19 protein-coding genes and 1 tRNA gene are annotated in these 23,581 nt (G+C 64.4%); 9 read left to right on the top strand and 11 right to left on the bottom strand.

Annotated features, from left to right (window positions below; genetic code table 11):
• Positions 1-113: 113 nt before the first annotated feature.
• From CAER_RS0118825 to CAER_RS0118800, 6 genes are all read right to left on the bottom strand, one after another.
• A complete protein-coding gene (locus CAER_RS0118825; RefSeq protein WP_027236820.1) occupies positions 114-1,016 on the bottom strand; it encodes a hypothetical protein in 903 nt (300 codons plus the stop codon).
• A 68-nt stretch (positions 1,017-1,084) separates the two neighbouring features.
• Positions 1,085-2,458, bottom strand: coding sequence for a hypothetical protein (locus CAER_RS0118820; RefSeq protein ID WP_027236819.1), 1,374 nt, complete (start codon positions 2,456-2,458; stop codon positions 1,085-1,087).
• 141 nt (positions 2,459-2,599) lie between these two features.
• Positions 2,600-4,168, bottom strand: a complete 1,569-nt coding sequence (locus CAER_RS0118815; protein ID WP_027236818.1) for a class I SAM-dependent methyltransferase — start codon at positions 4,166-4,168, stop codon at positions 2,600-2,602.
• A 111-nt stretch (positions 4,169-4,279) separates the two neighbouring features.
• Positions 4,280-6,556: a glycosyltransferase family 2 protein gene (locus tag CAER_RS0118810; RefSeq protein WP_027236817.1), complete on the bottom strand. Its 2,277-nt coding sequence runs from the start codon at positions 6,554-6,556 to the stop codon at positions 4,280-4,282.
• Between the two features lie 202 nt (positions 6,557-6,758).
• Positions 6,759-6,845 (bottom strand) — tRNA-Leu (locus CAER_RS0118805).
• A gap of 309 nt (positions 6,846-7,154) precedes the next feature.
• Positions 7,155-8,768, bottom strand: a complete 1,614-nt coding sequence (locus CAER_RS0118800) for a peptidoglycan-binding domain-containing protein (RefSeq protein ID WP_027236816.1) — start codon at positions 8,766-8,768, stop codon at positions 7,155-7,157.
• A gap of 129 nt (positions 8,769-8,897) precedes the next feature.
• Between CAER_RS0118800 and lipB the strand changes: the two genes are divergently transcribed.
• A complete protein-coding gene (gene lipB, locus CAER_RS0118795; RefSeq protein WP_027236815.1) occupies positions 8,898-9,548 on the top strand; it encodes a lipoyl(octanoyl) transferase LipB in 651 nt (216 codons plus the stop codon).
• On the opposite strand, the gene CAER_RS0118790 is transcribed toward lipB, so the two are convergent.
• The gene (locus CAER_RS0118790; protein ID WP_027236814.1) at positions 9,545-11,230 is read right to left on the bottom strand and encodes an alpha/beta hydrolase; all 1,686 of its coding nucleotides are present in this window, start codon (positions 11,228-11,230) and stop codon (positions 9,545-9,547) included. The two genes, lipB and CAER_RS0118790, sit on opposite strands and share 4 nt — an antisense overlap.
• Before the next feature lie 371 nt (positions 11,231-11,601).
• On the bottom strand, positions 11,602-12,027 hold the full coding sequence (locus CAER_RS0118785) for an HIT family protein (RefSeq protein WP_027236813.1): 426 nt from the start codon (positions 12,025-12,027) through the stop codon (positions 11,602-11,604).
• A 233-nt stretch (positions 12,028-12,260) separates the two neighbouring features.
• Between CAER_RS0118785 and ctaD the strand changes: the two genes are divergently transcribed.
• Together ctaD and CAER_RS0118775 are read left to right on the top strand one after the other, a co-directional pair.
• The gene (gene ctaD, locus CAER_RS0118780) at positions 12,261-13,934 is read left to right on the top strand and encodes a cytochrome c oxidase subunit I (protein WP_027236812.1); all 1,674 of its coding nucleotides are present in this window, start codon (positions 12,261-12,263) and stop codon (positions 13,932-13,934) included.
• Positions 13,935-14,083: 149 nt separating this feature from the next.
• Positions 14,084-14,566, top strand: coding sequence for a DUF2244 domain-containing protein (locus CAER_RS0118775; RefSeq protein ID WP_027236811.1), 483 nt, complete (start codon positions 14,084-14,086; stop codon positions 14,564-14,566).
• Between the two features lie 106 nt (positions 14,567-14,672).
• Here the strand turns inward: CAER_RS0118775 and CAER_RS0118770 are convergent, their stop codons facing one another.
• Positions 14,673-15,146 carry a GatB/YqeY domain-containing protein gene (locus tag CAER_RS0118770; protein ID WP_027236810.1) on the bottom strand — a complete coding sequence of 158 codons (474 nt, stop codon included), beginning with the start codon at positions 15,144-15,146 and terminating at the stop codon, positions 14,673-14,675.
• Between the two features lie 182 nt (positions 15,147-15,328).
• On the opposite strand from CAER_RS0118770, the gene carA reads away from it, so the two are divergent.
• Both carA and CAER_RS0118760 read left to right on the top strand, forming a co-directional pair.
• A complete protein-coding gene (gene carA, locus CAER_RS0118765) occupies positions 15,329-16,489 on the top strand; it encodes a glutamine-hydrolyzing carbamoyl-phosphate synthase small subunit (protein ID WP_027236809.1) in 1,161 nt (386 codons plus the stop codon).
• 110 nt (positions 16,490-16,599) lie between these two features.
• On the top strand, positions 16,600-18,537 hold the full coding sequence (locus tag CAER_RS0118760) for a glycosyltransferase (RefSeq protein ID WP_027236808.1): 1,938 nt from the start codon (positions 16,600-16,602) through the stop codon (positions 18,535-18,537).
• Here CAER_RS0118760 and CAER_RS0118755 read toward each other — a convergent pair.
• Positions 18,497-19,141 carry a GntR family transcriptional regulator gene (locus tag CAER_RS0118755; protein ID WP_027236807.1) on the bottom strand — a complete coding sequence of 215 codons (645 nt, stop codon included), beginning with the start codon at positions 19,139-19,141 and terminating at the stop codon, positions 18,497-18,499. The genes CAER_RS0118760 and CAER_RS0118755 overlap by 41 nt on opposite strands.
• Positions 19,142-19,283: 142 nt before the next feature.
• On the opposite strand from CAER_RS0118755, the gene CAER_RS0118750 reads away from it, so the two are divergent.
• From CAER_RS0118750 to CAER_RS0118735, 4 genes are all read left to right on the top strand, one after another.
• Entirely contained in the window at positions 19,284-19,928 is a 645-nt protein-coding gene (locus tag CAER_RS0118750; RefSeq protein ID WP_027236806.1) for a pyrimidine 5'-nucleotidase, read from the top strand.
• A 163-nt stretch (positions 19,929-20,091) separates the two neighbouring features.
• Positions 20,092-20,340: a hypothetical protein gene (locus CAER_RS0118745; protein WP_027236805.1), complete on the top strand. Its 249-nt coding sequence runs from the start codon at positions 20,092-20,094 to the stop codon at positions 20,338-20,340.
• A gap of 79 nt (positions 20,341-20,419) precedes the next feature.
• Positions 20,420-21,616, top strand: coding sequence for a UbiH/UbiF family hydroxylase (locus CAER_RS0118740; RefSeq protein ID WP_027236804.1), 1,197 nt, complete (start codon positions 20,420-20,422; stop codon positions 21,614-21,616).
• A 55-nt stretch (positions 21,617-21,671) separates the two neighbouring features.
• Positions 21,672-22,322 (top strand): M50 family metallopeptidase, encoded by a 651-nt coding sequence (locus CAER_RS0118735; RefSeq protein ID WP_245597384.1) that lies wholly within the window; start codon positions 21,672-21,674, stop codon positions 22,320-22,322.
• Here CAER_RS0118735 and CAER_RS0118730 read toward each other — a convergent pair.
• Complete coding sequence (locus tag CAER_RS0118730; protein ID WP_027236802.1) at positions 22,319-23,443, bottom strand: aminotransferase class V-fold PLP-dependent enzyme; 1,125 nt, start codon at positions 23,441-23,443, stop codon at positions 22,319-22,321. The genes CAER_RS0118735 and CAER_RS0118730 overlap by 4 nt on opposite strands.
• Between the last annotated feature and the right edge of the window lie 138 nt (positions 23,444-23,581).

Below are 23,581 nucleotides of genomic sequence, written 5' to 3'. Positions count from 1 at the left end.
CAAGATTGAGTTCGAAGCTGCATACAGTTGCAGCAGGACTCAAGCCGGACCGCCCGTGACGGCACCCGCGCAGGCACCCCGTTTCAATTCACCAAGCTGGGGCAGTCCGGGCCTTAGGACAGAAAGGTGACCCCGGGCATCCGGCGGATCAGCTCGGTATCGGACAGGTAGGCATCTCCCATCGCATCCACCAGCGCCTGCGACCAGCCTGGCAGGTCGATTTCCTCCTCCACCGCCTCCTCGGAATGGAAGTAGGTCAGAAACAGCTCCTGCACCCGCTCGCGCTGGTTCTCGGACAGGCCGGGCCGGCTGGCAAGATAGGCCTCCAGCCGCTCGTACCCCTGCTCCGAAATGATGCCGCGGGTGATGTCCAGCCCGCCGCTGAAGCGGAAACTGTCGCCCAGCCCGGTCACATGGCCCAGGATGCTGGGCCAGATCACCGGTGTTTCCTCATTGCACCAGACAGTTATGCGGCAGCCCGGGTTGTGCGCCTGGATGTCCGCAACAACATCGGACCAGCGCAGGTTCAGAAAATCCGCACGCCCGGCAAACTGCTTCCACGTCCTGCCGGTTTGGGACCGGAACACCGGTCCGATCAGCGTTGCCGGATCGCGCAGCCCAAGGAAAAATTCGCACGGGTTGCCGGGAAAGGCGTGCCGCAGGGCGGCGGTGTTCTTGCCTGCGTTGCGGAACAGCCGGCCGCCGCTGAGCATCCAGCCCGGCACCCCCAGAAAGCCCGAATTGGTCAGAATGAGGCGGGACACCTCCTGATCCTTGACGATGGACGCCAGAAGCGCCTCGCGCTCCTGGTTCGTCACGGGCTCTTTGTCCTGCTTTTGCACCAGGTTGGTGACGGCGGACATATAGGTGCCCGGGCGGCGTATCATGACGCCGCGATCCAGCAGCGGCTGCGCATCCTTGCGCAGCGACCAGGTCAGCTGGCCGTTGTCGGTGTTGGGGGCCCCGATGTGAAAGGCAAGGGTGATGTCCCGCATGGTGCTGTCTGTCTGGTTCATTGTCTTATCCGGCTGATGCCGGGTGTCCTTTCCGCGGCGGCGGCCCGCTGCACCGCTGCTTGTGCGGATTACAGCCGCGCCTTCAACCGGCGAAAGAACCGGTCGTCCCGCTGGCGCAGAATATAGTCGCAAACCCGCTGCGCAAGCCGGGGATGGCCGCGGTCCAGCGCCAGGTTTGCCAGCTCCCGCTGGAAGCGGGGAAAGCTGTGCCGCTTGCGCAGCAGGCGGTGGAACCGGTGCGGCGTCAGCTCGCCTGCTATGGCGCCGCGGGCAATCTCCTGCAGGATGCCCATCTGCTGCAGCGAAGAGCCCAGCCGGTGCCCCAGCAGCGGACAGCGCCACAACCTGACATTTGCCCCGGTGAACCGGGCGGCATGGGCCGCGTCCGGCGCCACATAGGGGTCGAACATGATATGCACCTCGCCTGCTGCCTGGCTGGCTTGCGCGGCGTCGCCGAAGGGGCCGGAGAAATCCCGGTCCCAGACCTTTTTGTATCGCATCTCCCAGGGCACCAGCGTCTTGTCGAGGGTGGATTGCGGGCTGATAGCAAACACCGTGGACCCTGGCGCCGCAGCAGCATAGGCCGCCGCCGCATAGCCGCCCATCGAAGCGCCGTAGAACACCACCCTGCTGAACTGCTCGAAGAAACCGCTGTCGCGCAGCGCCTCGAACTTTCGGCTGACCTCCTGGTGGCGGAACCAGGTCCAGCCGTTGGCCATCACACCCAGCATCGACCAGCCCTGCGCCTCGATGAAGCTGAAGCCCCAAGGCCGCCGGTCATCGCGTTTTGTCATCGCGATATCAAGGTTGTCGAAGGTCACCACCAGCGTCCCGCCGCGCGGCATGAACAGGAAGGAATGCTCCTCCAGCTCGTCAAAGAAACCCTCCTTTCCGGCCAGCTGGCGGGCCACCCGGGACCACTCGCGCGAGGGCGGCGGCACCTCCTGCGGTTCGGCGGAGAGCACAGCCAGGCCGTTCCTGCCCGCCTCTGGCGGCAGCAGTGTGTTGCAGCTGCCGTAAGCCTTGAGGAACGGGTAGCTGCCCGAGCCCTTGCGGATCTCGATCACCAGACGGCTGAGCGGGTGCAGCGCGCGGTCCAGCAGCGGTTTGAAATTCCGGATCTTGCGGCGGGCGCCGAAACCGTTCAGCGCCAGGATCACGTCACTCCTGCCCAGCCCGCGCTGCGTGTCCGCAACCCGGATCAAGTCCTGGTCAACCCCAGCCTGTTTGAGCCGCGCCAGCCAGTCCTGAAACACAGCCTCATCCGGCGCCTGGGGGGCACCCTTGCGGTCGAGACTGACAAAATCAATCCGGCAGCCATAACGCTGATGCAGCAGGATGCACAGTTCGGGGGCCTGGCCGTTGATGTCGGCAACGGTGTGCACATCGTCTACGTCCAGCGCCGGCAGAACGTCCTTGAAATCAAAGTCTTCACCAAACATTCGCCGCCTGCTGTCCCCTATGGGCCTGCCGTCCCCTGACCCGCCTGGCACGTGCCCGCTGCGGGGCGGCGCCAGTACCGGGACCTGTTGGTCTCTTAGTCTCCCGCCATACCCGAAAAGAGTTAAGGATCCGGTTACTGCTCACGCCTTCTGCCCGGCGCGGGTCAGGACCGTGGAGTACTTGCCGTGCTTTGCCAGCACATCGACGGCACCAAAGCTTTTCATCGCAGCGATGCCGCCGGACCCTTTGCGGATATCCAGCACAATACCGCCACCCTTGCTGATCTGATTGCGGAACAAATCCTCATAAGTGCCGACAGGATAATGAAACCCACAGGATGCCAGGCTGATGACCAGGTCAAAACTGCCCATCGTTGCAGGGTCCTGGGTCTTGGGGTTGATGGTGGTGATCTTCTCCGGCGGCACGCCGTTCATCTCAAGGAACGCGCGGGCGGTCTTCAGGCTGGTATAGCCTGCCCCCTCGCCCTGAAAGCCGAAATGGCGGCCATTGCCCTCCTCGATGTCGATCAGCACGATTTCACAGCCGTAGCGGCGATGCAGCAGAAGGCTGGCAAACGCATAGCCGCAGCCGATGTCAGCGGCCCGCGCGGGCGCGATGGCATCGGTGGCGGCAAAAAAGAAATTGCATTCCCGCTCGGCGATCCGGATCGCCTCCTGCAGGATATGGTCCCTCTGTGCCTGGGCTTCCGACAGCAAAAGCGCCTCGTCGCCTGCCAGCCAATCCCTGATGGTCTGACCGGAGCGGGCAAGTTCGGAGCGCTGCAACAGAATGTTGGCGACATCGCTGTCGCTGAACATTGAAAAGTCCAAGCTGGCGGGGTCCATCGCATCGGTCCCGGCCTCGTCCGGCTCGGGAGCGGGCTGCAGCAGGTGGCGGGTTTTCTCCGCATCAATCCGGTGCTTGGCCAGCAGTTCGTGGACATAACACCCTTCGGCCGGCACGCCACCGTATTTGGCAGCGATATTGCGGAAGCGGCGGCCCCAGAAATGGATCGACAGGGTATCGCTGCGGATATGGCCGCGCGCCTGGTTCGGGCGGTTCGGGTTCAGCACCACGCCCGCCCGCTTGAACGGCACCGGATAGATCACGTGGCCCGGGCGGGAGTGCGAGATCTCGCCGGTTTCCTGCAGGAACCAGGTCAGCGCATCCGGCCCCCAGACGCCCCACGGCAACAGCGACACGTGAACCCCCTGCCCGGCGTCCTTGAGCGCCTGCAGCTCGGCCTGTTTCTGCGGGCTGTACCAGGGCGGGATGGGATATTCGCCGCTGGTGAACTGCAGCATTGCCTTCAGCGCCCTGGAGGTCTTGGGCAGCCGCAGCACGCCATTGTTCACCATCGGCTTATTGTCGGAGATCCAGCCGTGGAAATGCTTGCCCTTGATGTCCCAGGGCTGGCAGCAATAGGCATCGGTATCGGCCCAGATGTAATCTGTCTGGCGCAGCATATGCAGCCGGAAGACGTCGGCGTGATAGGCCGGGCTGCCGGTCTTGGCGTGGCGGATGATGCGCTCAGCGGGCAGGATTTCGTTGGCGTCCGCAATCTGCACGCCATCCGGCACGCCTTTTACCTCGTCATATGTGAACAGGATGAAATCATGCCCATTGTCCAGGAAGGACTGCAGGCAGAGCTGTTCCAGCCAGCTGAGCTCAGCGCCCACCCAAAGTGACGCAATGGCCGGAAGTGCCATGATACCTGCCCCTCATCAAACCCGGCGCATTGGCATTGTAACCGCGCCTTATCGTTAACGAAAATTACCCTGCTGCCGGAAGGCCTGTCAATCTGCCGGGCTTCGGCAGGCTTAATGTGTGGTTTCTCCGCGCGCCACCGTGAACCAGAAGTCGCTGTCCGGATCCTTCTCGGCAATCCCGTCCGGGATCACGCCGGGACCGCTGAGAAACACATTGGCGCCGAAATGGGCATGCATCCGTGATAGCTTGCGCAGCTTGTCCCCTGTCAGCTGATTGAACAGCTCCAGCATGTCGCCGCGGGTCTTCAGCTCCTCGATTTTTTCGCGGTGCTTGCGGCGGGAAAACTCATGCGCCGCGGCGATGTCCGGGTCTGCCAGCAGCCGCGCCATCTCCGCCTCCAGCGCCGGGATCATCCGCTGGATCGAGCGCTCATCCTCGGCGTTGTTGTTCATCCGGAACCAGTAGGACAGACCCTGGTCGCGGTCCACATGGTTCACCCGGCCGCGGTCGCGCTTGACCAGGAAGCTTTCGGCGCTGCGAACGGCGTAATGATTCAGCTGCACCAGATCATAGCCATAGGTGCTCATCGACGACCGCCAGCCGTTGCGGAACATCTCCCGCGGCATGTCCCGGCCGGAGCCGTTGACCCAGCGGATGTCCTCCCACAACTGCGGCTTCAGCCCCTTGGGCCGGTGCACCCCCAGCTTCTTGAAAATGCCAGTGTTGCGGAACAGCGTCTTGAAGCCCCAGGCCTGATGCGGCTTGCGGGTCACCTCAAAGGCACAGCGGGTGAAATCGCGCAGGACCAGATCGCCGGTGAAGTCGCGCACGTCGTTATTGCCGAACAGCCGCCAGGTCATCGAGATCATGTTGGCATCGCCCACTGCCTCAAACAGGTCGGCCAGCCGCCCTTCCCCGCATTTGATGTTGATGAACTCATCCACATCCATGCAGACCAGCCAGTCGGCGTTTTTGATGACCGGTTCGTCTTCCGCCGCCTGCAGCGCCGCGTGCTGCGGTTTCAGACCGGACCCCCGGAACGGGTTTTCGCGGTGCTGCACCAGGCCTTTCTCCTGCAGCATCTGCAGCATGGTATCAGTGCCGTCGGTGCAGTCGTTGGTGTAGACGAGGAAATCATCCACTCCGATCACCCGGTGATAGGCCAGCCATTCCAGGATGAAGGGGCCTTCGTTCTTCATTGTGGTGACGATGGCGGTCTTGGGCTTGCCGCCGCTGCGCCGGATGGCCTGCTCCTCGGGGATGCGCACGGGTTTTGCGCCGAAATATCCAGTGGCCAGCTCCAGCAGCTCCGGCGTTTCCACCAGGCTGGTTTTCGGCACGATCTTTGAGACGGTATCGGTTGGATGGCGCAAGGCCATGCAGCGGTAGAACCGCAGATCATCCGCCGGGTCAGGCTCTGCCCCCACGACCCGGATCAGGCGCCAGATGCCGTCCGCTCCGGCATTTGCCGGGGCCAGGCACCAGCGCGGGCGCAGGCCGGTGGCGTCGAATTGGGTGCAGATGTGATCCGCAAAGGACGCCTCGCTCCCTTTGCGCACCCGCCAGGGATAGGCCTGCACCCCGCCGAGACGCAGACAGCCGGACGGGGCCTCCACCGCGCGGTCAAAGACATTTGGACCATCGCCGGGTGCCAGCAGATCGAACAAGTCGATGTTGGCCACGGCGCGCGCCCGCGCCAGAAACCGGGCGCGCAGGATTTCATAGATCAGGATTTCGCCCAGCGGCGCGTTCCAGGGATCTGCGGGCGGGATTTCCATCCGGTCCTTGCCCGGCGCGCCCGGCACGTTGAAGGGATGCGCCTCCTCCGGCAGGCTGTCCTTGCCCAAGGGCAGTTTGGAATGCACCACGACAACCCGCTCCAGCCCATTGATGCCGGCGGCCTGCTCCCGAAGGGCCTGAATGAACTGCCGGCTCTCCTGCGGCGGCGCCCGGTCAAGGATGACCGCCCCTTGCAGGCCATGCTGCGCGGTGTGAAACCGCAGCCATTCCACCGCCGTCTGGAGCGTTTCGCCATTGCGCACCGCGGCCAGCACGTTCAAGCCCGCGAACAGCTCCGTCTCATCCGGATGCAGGCTGATGTCGAACAGCGTGCCATCAACGCAGACCTCAAGCGCGCTGCGCTCCGCCTTGATCTCCGCATCCAAAACAGGCGCGCCTCCAAAGTTGTGCAGGATCGTCTTGCTGGACAGAGACGCTGTATAAAGCCCTTCCCGCGTGGTGCCGGACTTAAAGAACAGGCGGGCAAGGCGGCCATTACCGCCCGGCATTTCCACCGCATCCAGCAAAACAGCCTGCCCCAGGGACAGCGCGTAAAGCTCACGCTCAAGGATCCTGCTGTCGCGTTTCCCGTTTGCTGGACTGGGCATACTGCTGTTTCACGTTATGGCGTTCTTGGCCCCGGAAGCCGCGCCCGGGGCAAGTGACCTTATAACCGGCCATCCGGTGTGCCGGAACCGGGAAACGCTGCTGCCTGACTGCAATGCCGTCGGCAGCTGATATTCCCGCAACAGAACAGCAAGGCGCCGCGCCGCAATGCGCTGCGCATTCAGATTGAAATTTGGGAAAAGTTGGTGCGGTCGAGAAGACTCGAACTTCCACTCCGGTTAAGGAACAGCGACCTCAACGCTGCGCGTCTACCAATTCCGCCACGACCGCACTGTCTTAGGCTTGGTGTAGGGGCGTATAGACCAGCGCGGAAGCGATGTGAAGACGAAAATCGCCTTTTCGCGGCAGAATGTTCGCCGCCGCCGTGCGCCCCGCCTAAGTGCTGGAAAACAGGCATATAGTAGGGCCGCTTTTGCGCTTTAGCGAGGCCCCGCCGCTGGCCGGTTGGCCTGCGCAATTCTCTGGCGGCGCAAGCCCGCCTTCCCCGGACAGAGGCCATATAAGGCCGGCAACTGGCTATGAATCACCAGGGGCACAGCTGCCGGCAATTTGCCTTACGCAGGCAAGGCCCTCCCATCCTCAATCAGAGGAGAAGGAAGGCAGCGCCGCGCCGCCGGAGGCCTGCACCGGCTGCACCCGGCCGCCCGCCAGCTTGACCGAGGCCGCCTTGATCAGCTCCGGGCGCCCGGGCTGGCCGGGGGCAAACACCGGCGCGGTGCCGCTTTCCAGCGAGATTACCGCCATGCTGTACCACTCCTGCGCCTTTTCGGCCGCGTTCGGCGCGCCGAAGCCCAGCGCCAGGTGATGGCCGATCAGCTCCGCATAGGGGCGCTTGCCGATGCCTGTCAGGATCAATGCCGCGCCCAGCGCCACTTCCATGTCATCGCGGCGGTAGCCGGAGAACAGGCAGATCCCGGCGGTATTGGCCAGCTGCTCCAGAGACATGCCGGACTGCAGCACGAACTTCTGCACATCGCCCATCACTTCGCCGCTGCCCGCGGTGCCAAGCTTGGCCAGGAACGGCTGCACTGCCGGGCCGAAGGCATCGCACTGGCTGTCGATCTGCGCTTGCGTCACACCCTTGACCTTGCCGGCCTGGGTCTCGCCAGCGTTAATGGCATAGGTCCGGGCCAGACAGAACTGCTCGCCCAGCGCCAGTTCCGGGTCGGTCATGTTTTCTGCCGTCATGAAGCCGCCGTTGGAACTGGTCAGCAGGCTCACCTTGCTGCAGTAGCTGGTCAGCGAAGCGCTTTCCTTGGGCTGATCGAAAAGGGTGATACCGCCCAGCGACGCGCTGGGCTGTGCGGCAGCGGCGGTTACTGTGCTGCGGGTCTCCTGCGCGGCCTGCACCGGGGCTTCGCCGGCGGCATCCAGCATGCGGCAGGTGCCCTGGTGGCAGGCAAAACTGGCCGGCGTCACGCCGCGCGCCAGGAAGTCGTTGCGCTGGTACCCCTGCGGAGTAGAGGCAAACACCATAACCGAACAGTTGGAGGCACCGCACCAGAACGAGCTGCCGGAGACCGAGGTGTCCAGCACATAATCGTTGCGGCCGTCGCCGTTCAGGTCTGCCAGCTGCATGAAGCCGGTGCGCTGCAACAGCTGCTCGCCCGAAGGTTCGGAGCTGGCGGCGACCTCGTCCACCGCATGGCTGACTTCCGGCGGCAGCCCGCCATAGGTATTGCCGCCGTAGCTGCTGCCGGCGGTGCGCAGGCCTGCCGCCTCATCGCGCCAGCTGTGCAGCAGGCCGCGCACGCCCTGCGGGCCCTGCATCGCCTTGATCACCTGCGGGCCGCCGATCTGCGCGCGGTTGTAGGAACTGACAAGAAAGTTGCGCTCATACGGGGCCAGATGGCCGGTCGCCGGATAACCCATGTGGATCTGATACTGAGTGATGGCCGCACGCGACCGGCGGCCCAGAACCCCGTCAGCGGAACCGGCATTGAAGCCGAAATAGTTGAGCGCCGTCTGGGTCTCGCGGTTTTCAGTCCGCGCGGCGGAATAGGCCGGCGCCCGGCGGTAGGTCCGGGTGGTGCTGCGCTGGCGCTGCTTGTTCTTGTGAATTTCATTGACGATAACGCCGCCAATGACGCCCCCGACAATTGCGGCGCCCAATTCGTCCGCGATGGCCGGGCCTGTGGCCGAGGTTGCCAGAAATGCGGCCGCCAAGGCCGGCTTGAGCGGCTTGGTAAACATGATACTCGCCCCCTATGGATACTCGTTACGGAATCAGGATACTCCACAGGCAGCGCCTGTACCTAGGGGTTTTCCGGCCGAATTGCCGGCCTGCTCCCTGCGCACGGATGGAAAAGGACAGTTTCGGCCATGGTTGAGTGGATCACAGCAGACGGTCTTGTCGAATATGATCAAGCGGTTGCGTTCATGGAAGAGCGCGCCGCGGCGATTGCTGCGGGATCAGCGGAAGAGTGCATCTGGCTGGTTGAACACCCGCCGCTTTACACTGCCGGCACCTCGGCCAGGCGCGAGGACCTGACTGATCCGGACCGGTTCCCGGTCTATGACAGCAAGCGCGGCGGACAGTACACCTATCACGGGCCGGGGCAGCGGGTGGTCTATGTGATGCTGAACGTCGGCCAGCGCGGCCACGACGTGCGCCGGTTCGTGGAGCAGCTGGAAAGCTGGGTGATTGCCGCGCTTGATGAGTTCAATATCAAAGGCCATATCCGCGACGGCCGGGTCGGCGTCTGGGTCGAGCGCCCGGACAAGCCGCGCACTATCTCGGGCGGCATGGCAGAGGACAAGATCGCGGCCATCGGCATCCGTCTGCGCAAATGGGTAAGCTTTCACGGCATCTCAATCAACGTGGAGCCGGAACTGGAGCATTTCTCCGGCATCGTGCCCTGCGGCATCACCGAATACGGAGTCACCAGCCTGGTCGACCTGGGGCTGCCGGTCACCCTGGCGGATGTGGATGTCGCCCTCAAACGCAGCTTTGCGCAGGTGTTCGGAGGCTAGGCGGCGTCCGGTGCAGCTGCGGCGCAGTCCTGCAGAGCGGTTAGAACCAGTTCCGGAAAGGTGTAGAACACCAGCGCGCCCGCCTCTTGGCTGACGCACAGCTGCGCGCCGCCAAGCCCGTTCAGCGCATCCCGCACATCACGCAGCGGCGCCACGTGATCCTCGCCGCCGTGCAGGAAAACCGCCCGCGTTTCGCGCGGCAGCGGCAGCTTCTGAACGCCGCGCCGCATCATCTGCACATCCGTCAGAAACCCGGCCCCGCCCTGCTGCAGGAACAGCGCCTGGCTCTGCTGCAGCAGCTGCAGCAGCTCCATTTTATGCAGCAAGGCCCGTTCGCGGCTGCCGCGGGCGGTCTGAAACCGCAGCAGGGCCTTGGGACCGTACCAGCGCAACGCCGCGGACCAGCCCTTCATCAGCACCGGCAGCAGCCAGCCGGCCCGCGCGGCGCAGGCGGCGACAAGCCAGGCATACCCCCGCAGCCCGGAAAACTGCCGCGTCGAGGTGATGGAGCAATTCGGCGCCACCGCCACCAGCCCGGCGATCCGCCGGTGCAGGCGGTTGGCGGCGCGGCAGCCGTACAGCGCGCCACCGCGATGGCTCAGCAGTACTGGACGCTGCAGGTTTTCGCGGCGCATCAGCGCCTCCAGCTGCCGCACAAAGGCATCCGCCGGATCCTGCCCGCGCGGCAGCGGCGCCGAGCCACCGTAGCCGGCCCGCATCGGCGCATAGACCCGGAACCCAAGCATCCGCAGCTGCGGCTGCAGCCGCTGCAGCGGGGCAATACCGTCCAGCAGCCCGTGCACGAAGATCACCGGCTGGCCGGTTTCCGCCCCCAGCCGGAAATACTGGCAGCGCTGCCCGCTGCTGTCCTGGACGTCCTCCGCGGGCGGCAGCAGCTCTCCGCGCGCAATTTTCAGATCCCGGACGTGCTCGGTCATCAGAAAGGCGGCCAGCCGGATCAGCTCTGCCGTGCCCGGCGCTCCGGCCCGGGCGGCAGCCTGCTGCAGCCCGTCCGAAACCTTGCCGCCGGGACCGCTTAGCACTGCTTTGAAACGCTTGAGGTCAGCTTTCCGCAGGCCAAAGGCTGTAGCAACCTGGCCCGCGGCCTCGCCGTGCCATTCCCAATCCAGACGCTCCGCCATCACCGCCACGGCCGCGCCGCCAGCAGTGTCCAGCCGGACCGGGCGGCACAGGAACCGCTCTCCGGGGCGGCGGGTGCCCAGCACCAGAACGTCCTGCCACGAAAACGCACCCTGGCGCACCTGCTCCAGGAAGGTGTGCCACCGGTCTGCAGCCGCCGGCGTCAGCCCCATGGCCGAAGCAAGATCACTGCAGCCTATCAATTGCCGCGCCGCCCGCTGCGAGGCATTGAGCAGCCTGCTGCCGGACCCGGTCCCGGCCAGCATCCAGAACCGGTTGCAGGCCTCTGAATACCCGCCAGGATGCGGCCGCCCGGCCTGCTCCCATTGCTGTTCCTGGATTTGCGCCGCGCGGGCAAAATGCGCCCGCAGCACCGGCGCCCCCCGCGGACGCTGCGGCGCCCCGGCGCCCGCGGCAGCCTCGCCTGCTGCCGGCAGCCCGGAGAAAAACCGGTCGAACTGCTCCGGCCGGATCATGGTCTCGTAAATTGCGGCGGCGACCTGCTCCTGGGACATGGCCTGCGCGCGGTACAAGAGCGTCACTGCGCCCCTCCAATACTGCTTTTTCCGGGCCAAAGAGACCGCGCGCGCCGCAAGCATAGGCCTGCGTGCAGGCGCAGCGGCCCGCACGTTTCAGGCAGTCAGCCTGTCAATAATGAAAACCCGGCATTTGCCCCTCTGACACAGCAGGCAACCGGTGCCGGACCACCCCAATTCTTGGGACCCCATACGCTTGGGCGCGTGCGCCCTCTCTGACTTACAACCAATTTGAGAAACAGCTATGATCAAATTCAACTGAAATTCAACATTTAATTCAAATGCCCGAAGCCGCGGAGGGTTTCACGCACTAATTCACAGTGAAAAACGCCGCCTGAACCGGCGGCGTCCCAAAGGCGCTGGATAGGCGGCAGCCTTCAGTCCTGCCCAAGGGCCGCGCGAATTTTTTCCGCCTGGGCCTGAATCTGATCCATATCGCCCATCTGCCCCGGCGGCCGCAGCCGGTCGCCCTCCTTGCGCGGCAGCACATGCATGTGCAGGTGAAACACTTCCTGCCCGCCGGCCGCCTCGTTGAACTGCTGAACGGTCACGCCATCGGCACCAAAGGCCTTGATCACCGCATGGGACAGCTTCTGCACTGTCCGCATCACAGCCGCCATCTGCTCCGGGCTGGCATCCAGCAGGTTGCGGCAGGCCGTTTTCGGAATCACCAGGAGATGCCCGTCCGCGCGCGGCATGATATCCATGAAGGCCAGCGTGTCGTCGTCCTCATAGACACGGGTCGAGGGGATCTCGCCGCGCAGGAGCTTGGCAAAAATGTTGTCGGGATCATAATCGGGCATGCGCCTGGCCTCCTTCTATGTCTTTCCCCGGTTGTGCGCGCGCCCGAACGCCAGGTCAAGCGCCGCCGGTCCGAAACACAGCCTGCGGTTTCAAGGCCCTGCGGCAATAAATCTTGATCCAGATCAAACTCCGCCATTGAAGGCCACGGCGGGCCATTCTAATACTCCAAGGAATCCAGGCCGCCCGGAGTCCGTCTCCGGGGGCCTTTCGTTATGCAGCAGGAGGCACCTAAATGGCAGACGCAGCCATTCATGGTCACGGCCACGAGGACGAGCGGAGTTTCTTCACCCGCTGGTTCATGAGCACGAACCATAAGGATATCGGCATTCTTTACCTGATCGTTTCGGCGATCGCAGGTCTCATCTCCGTCATCTTCACCGTTTACATGCGGCTGGAACTGATGGACCCCGGCGTTCAGTACATGTGCCTGGAGGGTGCGCGCATGTTTGCCGACGCCTCCGCGGAATGTACCCCGAACGGCCACCTCTGGAACGTGATGATCACCGCCCACGGCATCCTGATGATGTTCTTCGTGGTGATCCCGGCCCTGTTCGGCGGTTTCGGCAACTACTTCATGCCGCTGCAGATCGGCGCGCCGGACATGGCGTTCCCGCGGATGAACAACCTCAGCTTCTGGATGTATGTCGCAGGCACCTCTCTGGCGGTGCTCTCGGTTGTCTCCCCGGGCGGCAATGACCAGCTGGGTTCCGGCGTGGGCTGGGTTCTGTACCCGCCGCTGTCCGTGAACGAAGGCGGCTACTCGATGGACCTGGCGATCTTCGCCGTGCACGTCTCCGGCGCGTCCTCGATCCTGGGTGCGATCAACATGATCACCACCTTCCTGAACATGCGCGCCCCCGGCATGACCCTGTTCAAGGTGCCGCTGTTCTCCTGGTCGATCTTCGTCACCTCCTGGCTGATCCTGCTGTCGCTGCCGGTGCTGGCCGGCGCCATCACCATGCTGCTGATGGACCGCAACTTCGGCTTCACCTTCTTTGATGCGGCCGGCGGCGGCGATCCGATCCTGTACCAGCACATCCTGTGGTTCTTCGGCCACCCGGAAGTGTACATCGTGATCCTGCCCGGCTTCGGCATCATCTCCCACGTCATCGCCACCTTCGCGCGCAAGCCGGTGTTCGGCTACCTGCCGATGGTCTGGGCGATCATCGCCATCGGCGTGCTGGGCTTTGTCGTGTGGGCGCACCACATGTACACCGTCGGCATGTCGCTGAACCAGCAGGCTTACTTCATGCTCGCCACGATGGTCATCGCGGTTCCGACCGGAGTGAAAGTGTTCTCCTGGATCGCCACCATGTGGGGCGGCTCCATCGAGTTCAAGGCACCGATGATGTTCGCCTTCGGCTTCCTGTTCCTGTTCACCGTCGGCGGTGTGACCGGCGTGGTGCTGTCGCAGGCCTCCGTCGACCGCGCCTATCACGACACCTACTACGTCGTGGCTCACTTCCATTACGTGATGAGCCTGGGTGCCGTGTTTGCGATCTTCGCAGGCGTCTACTTCTACTTCGGCAAGATGACCGGCCGCCAGTACAACGAGCTGGGCGCTCAGATCCACTTCTGGATGTTCTTCATCGGCGCCAACCTGACCTTCTTCCCGCAGCACTTCCTGGGCCGTCAGGGCATGCCGCGCCGGTATATCGACTACCCGGAAGGGTTCGCCTACTGGAACAAGATCTCGTCCTATGGCGCGTTCCTGTCCTTTGCCTCGTTCCTGCTGTTCTTCGGCGTGGTGATCTATTCGCTGCTGCGCGGCGCCCGCGTCACCCAGAACAACTACTGGAACGAATACGCGGACACCCTGGAGTGGACCCTGCCCTCCCCGCCGCCGGAGCACACCTTCGAAATCCTGCCCAAGCAGGAAGACTGGGACCGCTCGCATTCGCATTAAGCGGCCTCAGACACTGACATTGGAAAAGGCCCCGGCGCATCTGCTCCGGGGCCTTTTTCGTGACGCCCGCCTGCGGTATCAAGGCAGTGGAAATCCAGTCTTTCAGCTACATCATTAAGAAAGACACCCATTTCAGCAGGCGCGAACCGATGCCCTACAACTGGACCCGACCGCAACCCGGCGCCGAGCGTGAGCTGCACCTCTGGCCGCATCAGTCTTTGCCGCCGCAGGGCTATGCACGGTTCCTGGGCCTCACCGCGGCGCTGATCTGCGTGCCGCTGATCCCGGTGCTGGGCTCCGTCCTGCTGTGGGGGCTGCTGCCGTTCCTGCTGCTTACCCTGTTCGGCCTTAAATGGGCGCTGGACCGCAGCCGCCGCGACCACCAGATTTTGGAGGTGCTGACCATCGGCCCGGAAGACGCGCATCTGGAGCGGATCAACCCGGACGGCAGGCGGCAAAGCTGGCACTGCAACCGCTATTGGGCACGGGTGGAGATGCACGACCACGACGGTCCGGTGCCGCATTATGTCACTCTGCAGGGCTGCGGCCGTGAGGTGGAGATCGGCGCCTTTCTGTCAGAGGAGGAGCGGGTCGCGCTTTACGGCGACCTCAAATCCGCCTTGTCTGACTAGGCAGACACGAACAAGGCCCGCAATGCGGGCCTTATCTCTTCTTCTTTGGTCAGATACTCGCGCCGCGGGCACCGCGCCAGCGCGGTCTCAGCCAGGTTGCGGCAAATCAGCAGCCGCCCTTGCTGCAGAGCTGGTCCTTGACCATCGGCCCGGCTTTGCCGAAATCCATCTGGCCGGTGTATTTCGACTTCAGCGCGGCCATCACCTTACCCATGTCGCGAATCGATTCGGCGCCGGTTTCAGCAACCGCGGCCTTCACCGCGTCCTCGGCTTCCTCGTCGCTCAACTGCTGCGGCAGAAATTCCTCGATAACGGCGATCTCGCCCAGTTCCCGCTCTGCCAGATCCAGCCGCCCGCCTTCCTCATAGGCGCGGGCGCTTTCCTTGCGCTGCTTGGTCATCTTGCCCAGGATGGCCAGGATTTCCTCTTCGCCGATGCCACCCTCCTCGCCGTCGGCGCGGGCGGCGATTTCCCGGTCCTTGATCGCAGCATTGATCAGCCGCAGCGTACACAGCCGCTCTGCCGCCTTGTCTTTCATCGCTTGCTTCAGGGCCTGATTGACCCGGGTGTGCGTATCCATATTCAAAAGCATCCCCATGGTTGCCGGACACCGATGGTTATCCATTCTGCCGCTGCTGTGCAAGTTTACAGTAAATCTTCTATTCCCGACCCCGCGTCAGCCTGCCCGCTCCTTGCAGGCTTGACCCGCTGCCGCGCCCCCCTTACAAGCCCATGAATTTCACCCGCATGGAGACTCGCGCAATGGCCGCTTCTGCCCCGTCCAAGCCCACCGCATGCCTGGCGCTCGCTGATGGCACCGTCTTTTACGGCACCGGTTTCGGCGCCACCGGCGAAACCGTGGCAGAGCTCTGCTTCAACACCGCGATGACCGGCTACCAGGAGATCATGACCGATCCCTCCTATGCGGGCCAGATCGTCACCTTCACCTTCCCCCATATCGGCAACACCGGCGTGACGCCGGAGGATGACGAAACCGCAGATCCCGTCGCCGCCGGCATGGTGGTGAAATGGGACCCGACGCTGGCGTCGAACTGGCGCGCCACCGAAGAGCTGAAGGGCTGGCTGACCCGCACCGGCCGCATCGCCATCGGCGGCGTCGACACCCGCCGCCTGACCCGCGCGATCCGCCAGCAAGGCGCGCCGCATGTGGCCCTTGCCCACGACCCGGAGGGCAACTTCGACATCGAGGCGCTGGTCGCCAAGGCGCGTGAGTGGTCCGGCCTGGTGGGCCTGGACCTGGCCAAGGATGTGACCTGCGCGCAAAGCTACCGCTGGGATGAGATGCGCTGGGCCTGGCCCGACGGCTATGCCCGCCAGGAAGAGCCCGCGCACAAGGTCGTGGCGATCGACTATGGTGCCAAGCGCAACATCCTGCGCTGCCTGGCCTCGGCCGGCTGCGACGTGACCGTGCTGCCCGCCACCGCCACGGCGGAAGAGGTGCTGGCCCACAATCCTGACGGCGTGTTCCTGTCCAACGGCCCGGGCGACCCGGCCGCCACCGGCGAATACGCGGTGCCGATGATCCAGGACGTTCTGAAAGCCGACCTGCCGGTCTTCGGCATCTGCCTCGGCCACCAGATGCTGGCGCTGGCACTGGGCGCCAAGACCGTCAAGATGAACCACGGCCACCACGGCGCCAACCACCCGGTCAAGGAGCATTCCACCGGCAAAGTGGAGATCACCTCTATGAACCACGGCTTTGCGGTGGACGCGCAGACCCTGCCCGAGGGCGTCGAGGAGACCCATGTGTCGCTGTTCGACGGCTCCAACTGCGGCATCCGCATTTCCGGCCGTCCGGTCTATTCGGTGCAGCACCACCCCGAGGCCAGCCCCGGCCCGCAGGACAGCTTCTACCTGTTCGAACGCTTTGCCGAGGCCATGGCCGAGCGCAAATCTGCGTAAAAAAGCTGTTAACCATGCCGCCCGGCGGCATGGTTAACGCCGCGTTTACCGTTTTTTAAGCCGCCGCCGGCAGCCTGAAGGCCTGACGGGGTTATTGGTGCGGGCAGGCGATGGGTTTTGTGTCACAACCGCTGCGGCAGCTCCGGCCGCCGCAGCTTGCGGGGAAGCCCTCGCCGGGCCCGCGGCTGCCGGAAGATGGCGCCAGCATGATGCGCGCGCTGGTACTGCGCCAGCATCAGAAGGCCGCGCTGGGGCGGGTGCTGGTGGCCGAGGGGCTGGCCAGCGAGGACCAGGTGCAGGACACGCTGGCGCGGCAGTACCGGATGCCCCGCGCCGATCTGACCGGCCAGATTGTCAACGCCCGGCTGCTGGCCCGCAAACCCGCTCAATTCTGGCTGCGCCATTGCGCCCTGCCCTGGCTGCAGCTGGGCAAGACCGTCACCGTTGCCACTGCCCACCCCGACCGGTTCGAGGCGCTGCAGCGCGAACTGCAGGACAGCTTTGGCAGCATCACACCGGTGCTGGCCGGGGAGGCGCAGATCACCGCCCTGCTCACCAGCCATTTCAGCCCCTCGCTTGTGCGCCAGGCCAGCAGCAGCGTGGTGCCGCAGCTCAGCTGCCGCACCCTGCAGCCTGCCCGGGGCCGCGCCGTGGCGGCCGCCTGCACCCTGCCCGCCCTGTACCTGTCCTGCACCGCCCCGGCGGCGGTCTTTACCGCCCTCAGCCTGCTGGCGCTTGTGTCGGTGCTGCTGTTCACGGCCCTGAAGGCCTGCGGGCTTGCGGCCTATTGGTCCGCGCGCGCGCGGGGGCGCCTTACTGCCCCGCCACCGCTGCCTGCTGCCCGCCGGCAAAACGGGCATGAGCAGCCGGTCATTTCAGTTATGGTCCCACTTTACAAGGAAGCTGAGATCAGCCGCGCCCTGCTGTCACGCATCCGCAAACTCAGCTACCCCCGGGCTTTGACGGACGTGATCCTGGTGCTGGAGGAACACGACAGAGTCACCCGCGCCGCACTGAAGAACACCCGCCTGCCGCCCTGGATACGGGTAGTGGAGGTCCCGGCCTTTGGCGGGCTGACAACCAAGCCGCGGGCGATGAATTATGCACTGAACTTCTGCCGCGGCGCGATCATCGGCGTCTGGGATGCCGAAGACGCGCCGGAAGCGGACCAGCTGAGCAAGGTGGCGCAAGCTTTTTCCCGGGCGGACAACCGCACCGCCTGCGTGCAGGGCGTTCTCGACTATTACAACCCGCGCACCAACTGGATCTCGCGCTGCTTCACGCTGGAATACGGCAGCTGGTTCCGCATCGTCCTGCAAGGCATTGCCCGGCTTGGGCTGGTGGTGCCGCTGGGCGGAACCACTATGTTTGTCCGCCGTCAGGTGCTGGAGGAGCTGGGCGGCTGGGATGCCCATAACGTGACCGAGGATGCCGATCTGGGCGTCCGCCTGTACCGTGCGGGCTACCGCACCCAAATGCTGCCCAGCACCACATATGAGGAAGCCAACTGCCGCCCTTGGCCCTGGGTCAAGCAGCGCTCGCGCTGGCTGAAGGGGTTTATGGTCACCTACCTGGTGCACATGCGCCAGCCGCTGCGGCTGCTGGGCGATCTGGGCTGGAAACGCTTTCTGGGGTTTCAGGCCTTCTTCCTGGGCACGCTGGGGCAGTTCCTGTTTGCGCCGCTCCTGTGGTCCTTCTGGCTGATCGCCCTGGGCCTGCCGCACCCCAGCGAAGGCGCAGCACCGCCGCTGCTGCTGCCGCTGGCGGCGGCGGCGCTGGTGTTCTTTGAACTTCTGGGGCTTATCATCTGCATCACTGCCGCCCGGGACATGGGCCGCCCCTGGCTGGCTGGCTGGGCGCCTGCAATGATCCTGTATTTCCCGATGGGCGCCCTCGCCGCTGCCAAGGCGGCTTATGAGCTGGTGGCCCGCCCGTTCTTCTGGGACAAGACCGCCCACGGCGTCAAACCCGCCGCGAAAACCCGCCGCAAAACCGGTTTGGGGCGGTTCAGCCCCGCCCGCTGGCGTCCTGTTTCAGCCGGGTCATGAAGGCAATCGAGATGTGGTCCTTGAGCGCCTGGCCCGCGGCATCCTCGTCGCGGCGGCTGATCGCATCGACAATCCCCTTGTGCTCAGACTGGGCAATCTCACTGCGTCCCTCCGCCGCCAGCGAGGTGGTCGCCATCAGCGCCATGGTCCGGTGCACCAGGTCCAGCTGCTGCACCAGATAGCGGTTGTGCGAGGCCAGGTGGATCTGCTCATGGAAACGGCGGTTTGCCTTGGACAGCTCCGCCGGGTTGCCGATCAGCGCATTGTCCGCCTCGACCATCTCCTTCAGCACCTTGATCTCTTCCTCAGTGGCATGGCGCGCCGCCAGCCGGGCCGCCAGGCCCTCCAGCTCGCGCCGCACCACATACAGCTCCGCCATCTGGTTATGGTCCAGCGAGGCCACGATCAGCGACCGCCCGTCGCGCTCCAGCAGCGATTGGGTTTCCAGCCGCTGCAGCGCTTCGCGGATCGGGGTGCGCGACACGCCGAACCGCTCGGCCAGGTCGCTCTCCACCAGCCGGTCGCCCGGTTTGTAGACCCCTGAGTCGATCGCTTCGAGGATCAGCGCATAGGCATCTTTCAGGTTGCTGCGGCTCTGGTTCATTGTCGTTCCTGCTTTTCCCGGTGCGCCAATCTCTACAGGCCAAGGGGCAGCAATCAACCCTGATGGCGCCAAAGTGCTGAAAACCAGCAGGCAAAATGCGCTTTTGATTGCAATCGCGGCAATCCCGCCCTACTCCGGCGGTATGCCTAAACATGCCTTTTCCCATGTCTCCCAATGGGTGTTCGACCTCGACAACACCCTGTACCACCCGTCTGCGCGGCTGTTCAACCAGATCGAGGTCAAGATGACCGCCTATGTGATGGATGCCCTCAAGGTGGACAGGGCCGAGGCAGACCGCCTGCGCAGCCATTACTGGCGCGAGCATGGCACCACGCTGGCAGGGCTGATGCGGGAACATGATCTGGACCCGGAGCCCTATCTGGACGCGGTGCATGATATCTCGATGGACCACCTGGAAGAGGACGCCGCCCTGGCGGCAGGCATCCGCAATCTGCCCGGCAAGAAGATCGTCTATACCAACGGCTCCGCGCCTTATGCCGAGCGGGTGCTGGCCGCACGGGGGCTGTCGGGGCTGTTTGACGGTGTCTTTGGGGTCGAACACGCGGATTACCACCCGAAACCGGAGCGCCGCGCCTTTGACAAGGTCTTTGCCCGCGCGGGCGTAGCCCCGCAGCAGGCCGCGATGTTCGAGGATGACGCGCGCAACCTCGCCGCCCCGCATGAGATGGGCATGCGCACGGTGCATGTGGCGCCAGAGCCCCTGGCCGCCGCGCACATCCATCATCATTCGGATGATCTGGCCGGCTTTCTGGCAAAGCTGATCTGATTTTCCGGCTCAGCCAGCGGCGCCTCCGGGCGGGCAATTCCCGCGTTTCTGCATGTGCACAATCGCATACCGGCAAATCTTCGCACCTGCGGCAAAATATACCTGTTTGCCGCATGTTTTCCTCCCTATATGCGCCGCGTAACGAAACGTAGGAGCCTGACCGATGAGCGCATATGCCCTTCCCGCACAACTGACCCTGTGGCAGCGGATCCTGTTTGCCGTGCCGCTGTTGGGCCGGATGATCAAGGAGGTCGCCTATGGCCCGGCTGAGAACCTCTATTACGCCATCGCAACATTCGTCAGCCTGTGGGGCTGCTCGATCATGCTGTTCGGCATTCCGGGGCTGTACCTCCCGGCGCTGGCGATGGTGCCGGTGATGTTCACCCTGCTGATCACCATCACCCGCGGCTAAGCGCCCTATCTGCCGGTAACGGCTTGTCTTCCCCCGCCGTCCGGGCCTATTTCTGGCCCCAGAACGGAGGGCTGACGAGATGGCCGAGACCTGCGATATCCTGATTTCCGGCGGCGGCATTGCGGGACTGACCGCAGCCGCCGCTTTTGCGTCCAGCGGCTTCAGCGTGATCTGCGCCGACCCGGCCCCGCCGGTGACAGACCGAGACGCCGAAGGCTCCGACCTGCGCACCACCGCGTTTCTGCAGCCCGCGCAAGCGCTGCTGGCACGCTGCGGCATCTGGGCGCGGCTGGAAGAGCACGCCGCGCCATTGCAGATCATGCGCATCGTCGATGCAGGCGGTGCCCGGCCCGAGCCGCGTGTGGTCAAGGATTTCAATGCCGCCGATATCTCCGACCAGCCCTTCGGGTGGAACCTGCCGAACTGGCTGTTGCGGCGCGAAATGATTGCCCGGCTGGCGGAGCTGCCCAACGCAGACCTGCGCTTTGGTACTGGCACCACGGCCCTGTTCACCCGCACCGATGAGGCGCGCGTCAGCCTCAGCGACGGCAGCCAGGTGACAGCCAAGCTGGTGGTGGCCTGCGACGGCCGCAACTCTCCGATGCGAGAGGCGGCGGGCATTCCGGTGAAAACCACCCGCTACGGGCAAAAAGCACTGGCCTTTGCCGTCACCCATCCGGTGCCGCATGAGAATGTGTCGACCGAAATTCACCGCTCCGGCGGCCCCTTCACCCTGGTGCCGCTGCCCGATTACCAGGGCCAGCCGTCCTCGGCCATTGTCTGGATGGAACGCGGGCCGCGGGCGCAGGAACTCTTGAACCTGGAGCCGGCCGACTTCGAGGCCGCTATGACCGAGCGCAGCTGCGGCTTGTTCGGTGATCTGAAACTGGCGTCGCGCCGCACCATCTGGCCGATCATCAGCCAGTCAGCGGAGCGGCTGAACGGCGAGCGCCTGGCGCTGATGGCCGAGGCCGCCCATGTGGTGCCGCCGATCGGCGCGCAGGGCCTCAACATGTCTCTGGGCGACCTGCGCAGCCTGCTGGAACTGGCCGAGGCCCGCCCCGAGGGTCTGGGCGACGCGCAGATGCTGGCCGCCTACCACAAGGCCCGCCACAATGAGATACTGCTGCGGGTGAAGGGCATTGACCTGTTGAACCGCACCTCGATGCTGGCCCCGCGCCCGCTGCGCGACCTGCGCGCCTTTGGCCTCAACGCGCTCTATTCCCTGGCGCCGGTGCGCAAGACGCTGATGCAGATGGGGCTGGGCGTGAAGTAACATGCGGGCTGCCGGACGCTTCCTCAGAGGCCACTGGCAGCTCCTCTGCCTGACCTTGGCCATCGCCGCTCTCTGGCAGACCCCGGCGATGCTGCCCTTGCGGGTCCTGACCGTGTTCCTGCATGAAGTCTCCCATGCCGCCATGACATTGCTGACCGGCGGCGAGTTGGTCAGCCTCACCGTCGATCCTTATGAGGGCGGCATGGTGGTCTCGCGCGGCGGCAGCCGGTTCCTGACGCTCACGGCAGGTTACACCGGCTCACTGCTGATCGGTTCTACCCTGTTCGTGATTGCGCTGCGCACCGACTGGGACCGCAAGGTGCTCGCCATCTTCGGCGTCCTCACCTTGGCAGTTGCAGCCTTTTATGTCCGGGATCTCTTTGCGCTTGGCTTCAGCGTTGCCACCGGCGCTCTGATGCTCGCCGCATCACGCTACATCAGCCTCAATATCAACGACATGATCCTGCGGGTGATCGGGGTCAGCAGCATGATCTACGCCCCGCTCGATCTCTGGGACGACACCATCGCGCGTTCCCACCTGCACTCGGACGCCCGGATGATGGCCGAGGAGCTCGGCGGCGCAACCATGCTGTGGGGAGGCATTTGGCTGGCAATCAGCCTCGGGGTGATCTGGCTCACCCTGCGCCATGGGCTGGGCCGCACAAGCAATATTCCCCTGCGCAGCCCAATCCGGATTATGCGTTAAAGCACCTGATCCACCACGGTTTTCAGCCGTGCCAGGGTTGAATCCACATCATAGAGCTTGTCGAGGCCGAACAGTCCCAAGCGGAAGGTGCGGAAATCGGCGGGCTCGTCGCACTGCAGCGGAACACCCGCGGCGATCTGGGTGCCCAGCGCCAGAAACTTCTTGCCATTCTGCACGTCCGGATCGCTGGTATAGCTCACCACCACACCCGGCGCGCCAAAGCCTTCGGCGGCAACCGAGGTGATGCCCTTGTCCTTCAGCATCATCCGCACGCCGTTGCCCAGCTTCCACTGCGCCTCGCGCAGGCGCTCAAAGCCGTACTCTTTGGTTTCCAGCATGGTGTCGCGGAAGGCGCGCAGCGCATCGGTCGGCATGGTGGCGTGATAGGCGTGGCCGCCGTCCTCATAAGCCTTCATGATGGCGCGCCACTGTTTCAGGTTCAGCGCAAAGCTGTCCGAGGCGGTTTCCTCCAGCCGCGCCAGCGCACGCTCCGAGAACATCACCAGACCGGCAGAGGGCGATGCGCTCCAGCCTTTTTGCGGGGCGGAGATCAGCACATCGACGCCGGTGGCCTTCATGTCGACCCAGGCGCAGCCGGAGGCGATGCAATCCAGCACCATCAGTGCGCCGACCTCATGCGCGGCCTCCGCCATCGCGGTCACATAGTCATCCGGCAGGATCACACCCGCGGCGGTTTCCACATGCGGGGCAAAGACGATGTCCGGTTTCTGTTCCTTGATCGCGGCAACCACATCGGCAATCGGCGCAGGCTCAAACGGCGAGGCCGTTTCATTACCGGTGCGGCGCGCCTTCATCACGGTGGAGGACGCGGTAAGTCCGCCCGCCTCGAAGATCTGGCTCCAGCGGTAGGAGAACCAGCCATTGCGCACCACCAGCGCCTTCGCATCACGGGCGAACTGGCGGGCCACCGCCTCCATCGCATAGGTGCCGCCGCCCGGCACCAGCGCCACGGCCTCAGCGTTATAGACCTCCTTGAGCATCGCGTTGATATCCAGCATCACGGTCTGGAAGGTCTTAGACATGTGATTGAGCGAGCGGTCGGTGAACACCACCGAGAATTCATCCAGACCCTGCGGGTCGACGGTATCGAGCAATGCCATTGCGGCCTCCCTGAAATGTCTCGTGAAACGGCTAAACTGTGCTGCGGGCTTTGGCAAACCCTGACTTGGCATACACCGGAGCGGCCGTTCTCCGAAGGCTGATTTTGACGGCGCCCCGGCAAAAAGACAGCCCAGGCA

This window comes from Leisingera caerulea DSM 24564 (assembly GCF_000473325.1).
Lineage (GTDB): Bacteria > Pseudomonadota > Alphaproteobacteria > Rhodobacterales > Rhodobacteraceae > Leisingera > Leisingera caerulea.
The sequence above is the reverse complement of the archived record's forward strand: the minus strand, read 5'-3'. Positions and strand labels throughout refer to the sequence as shown.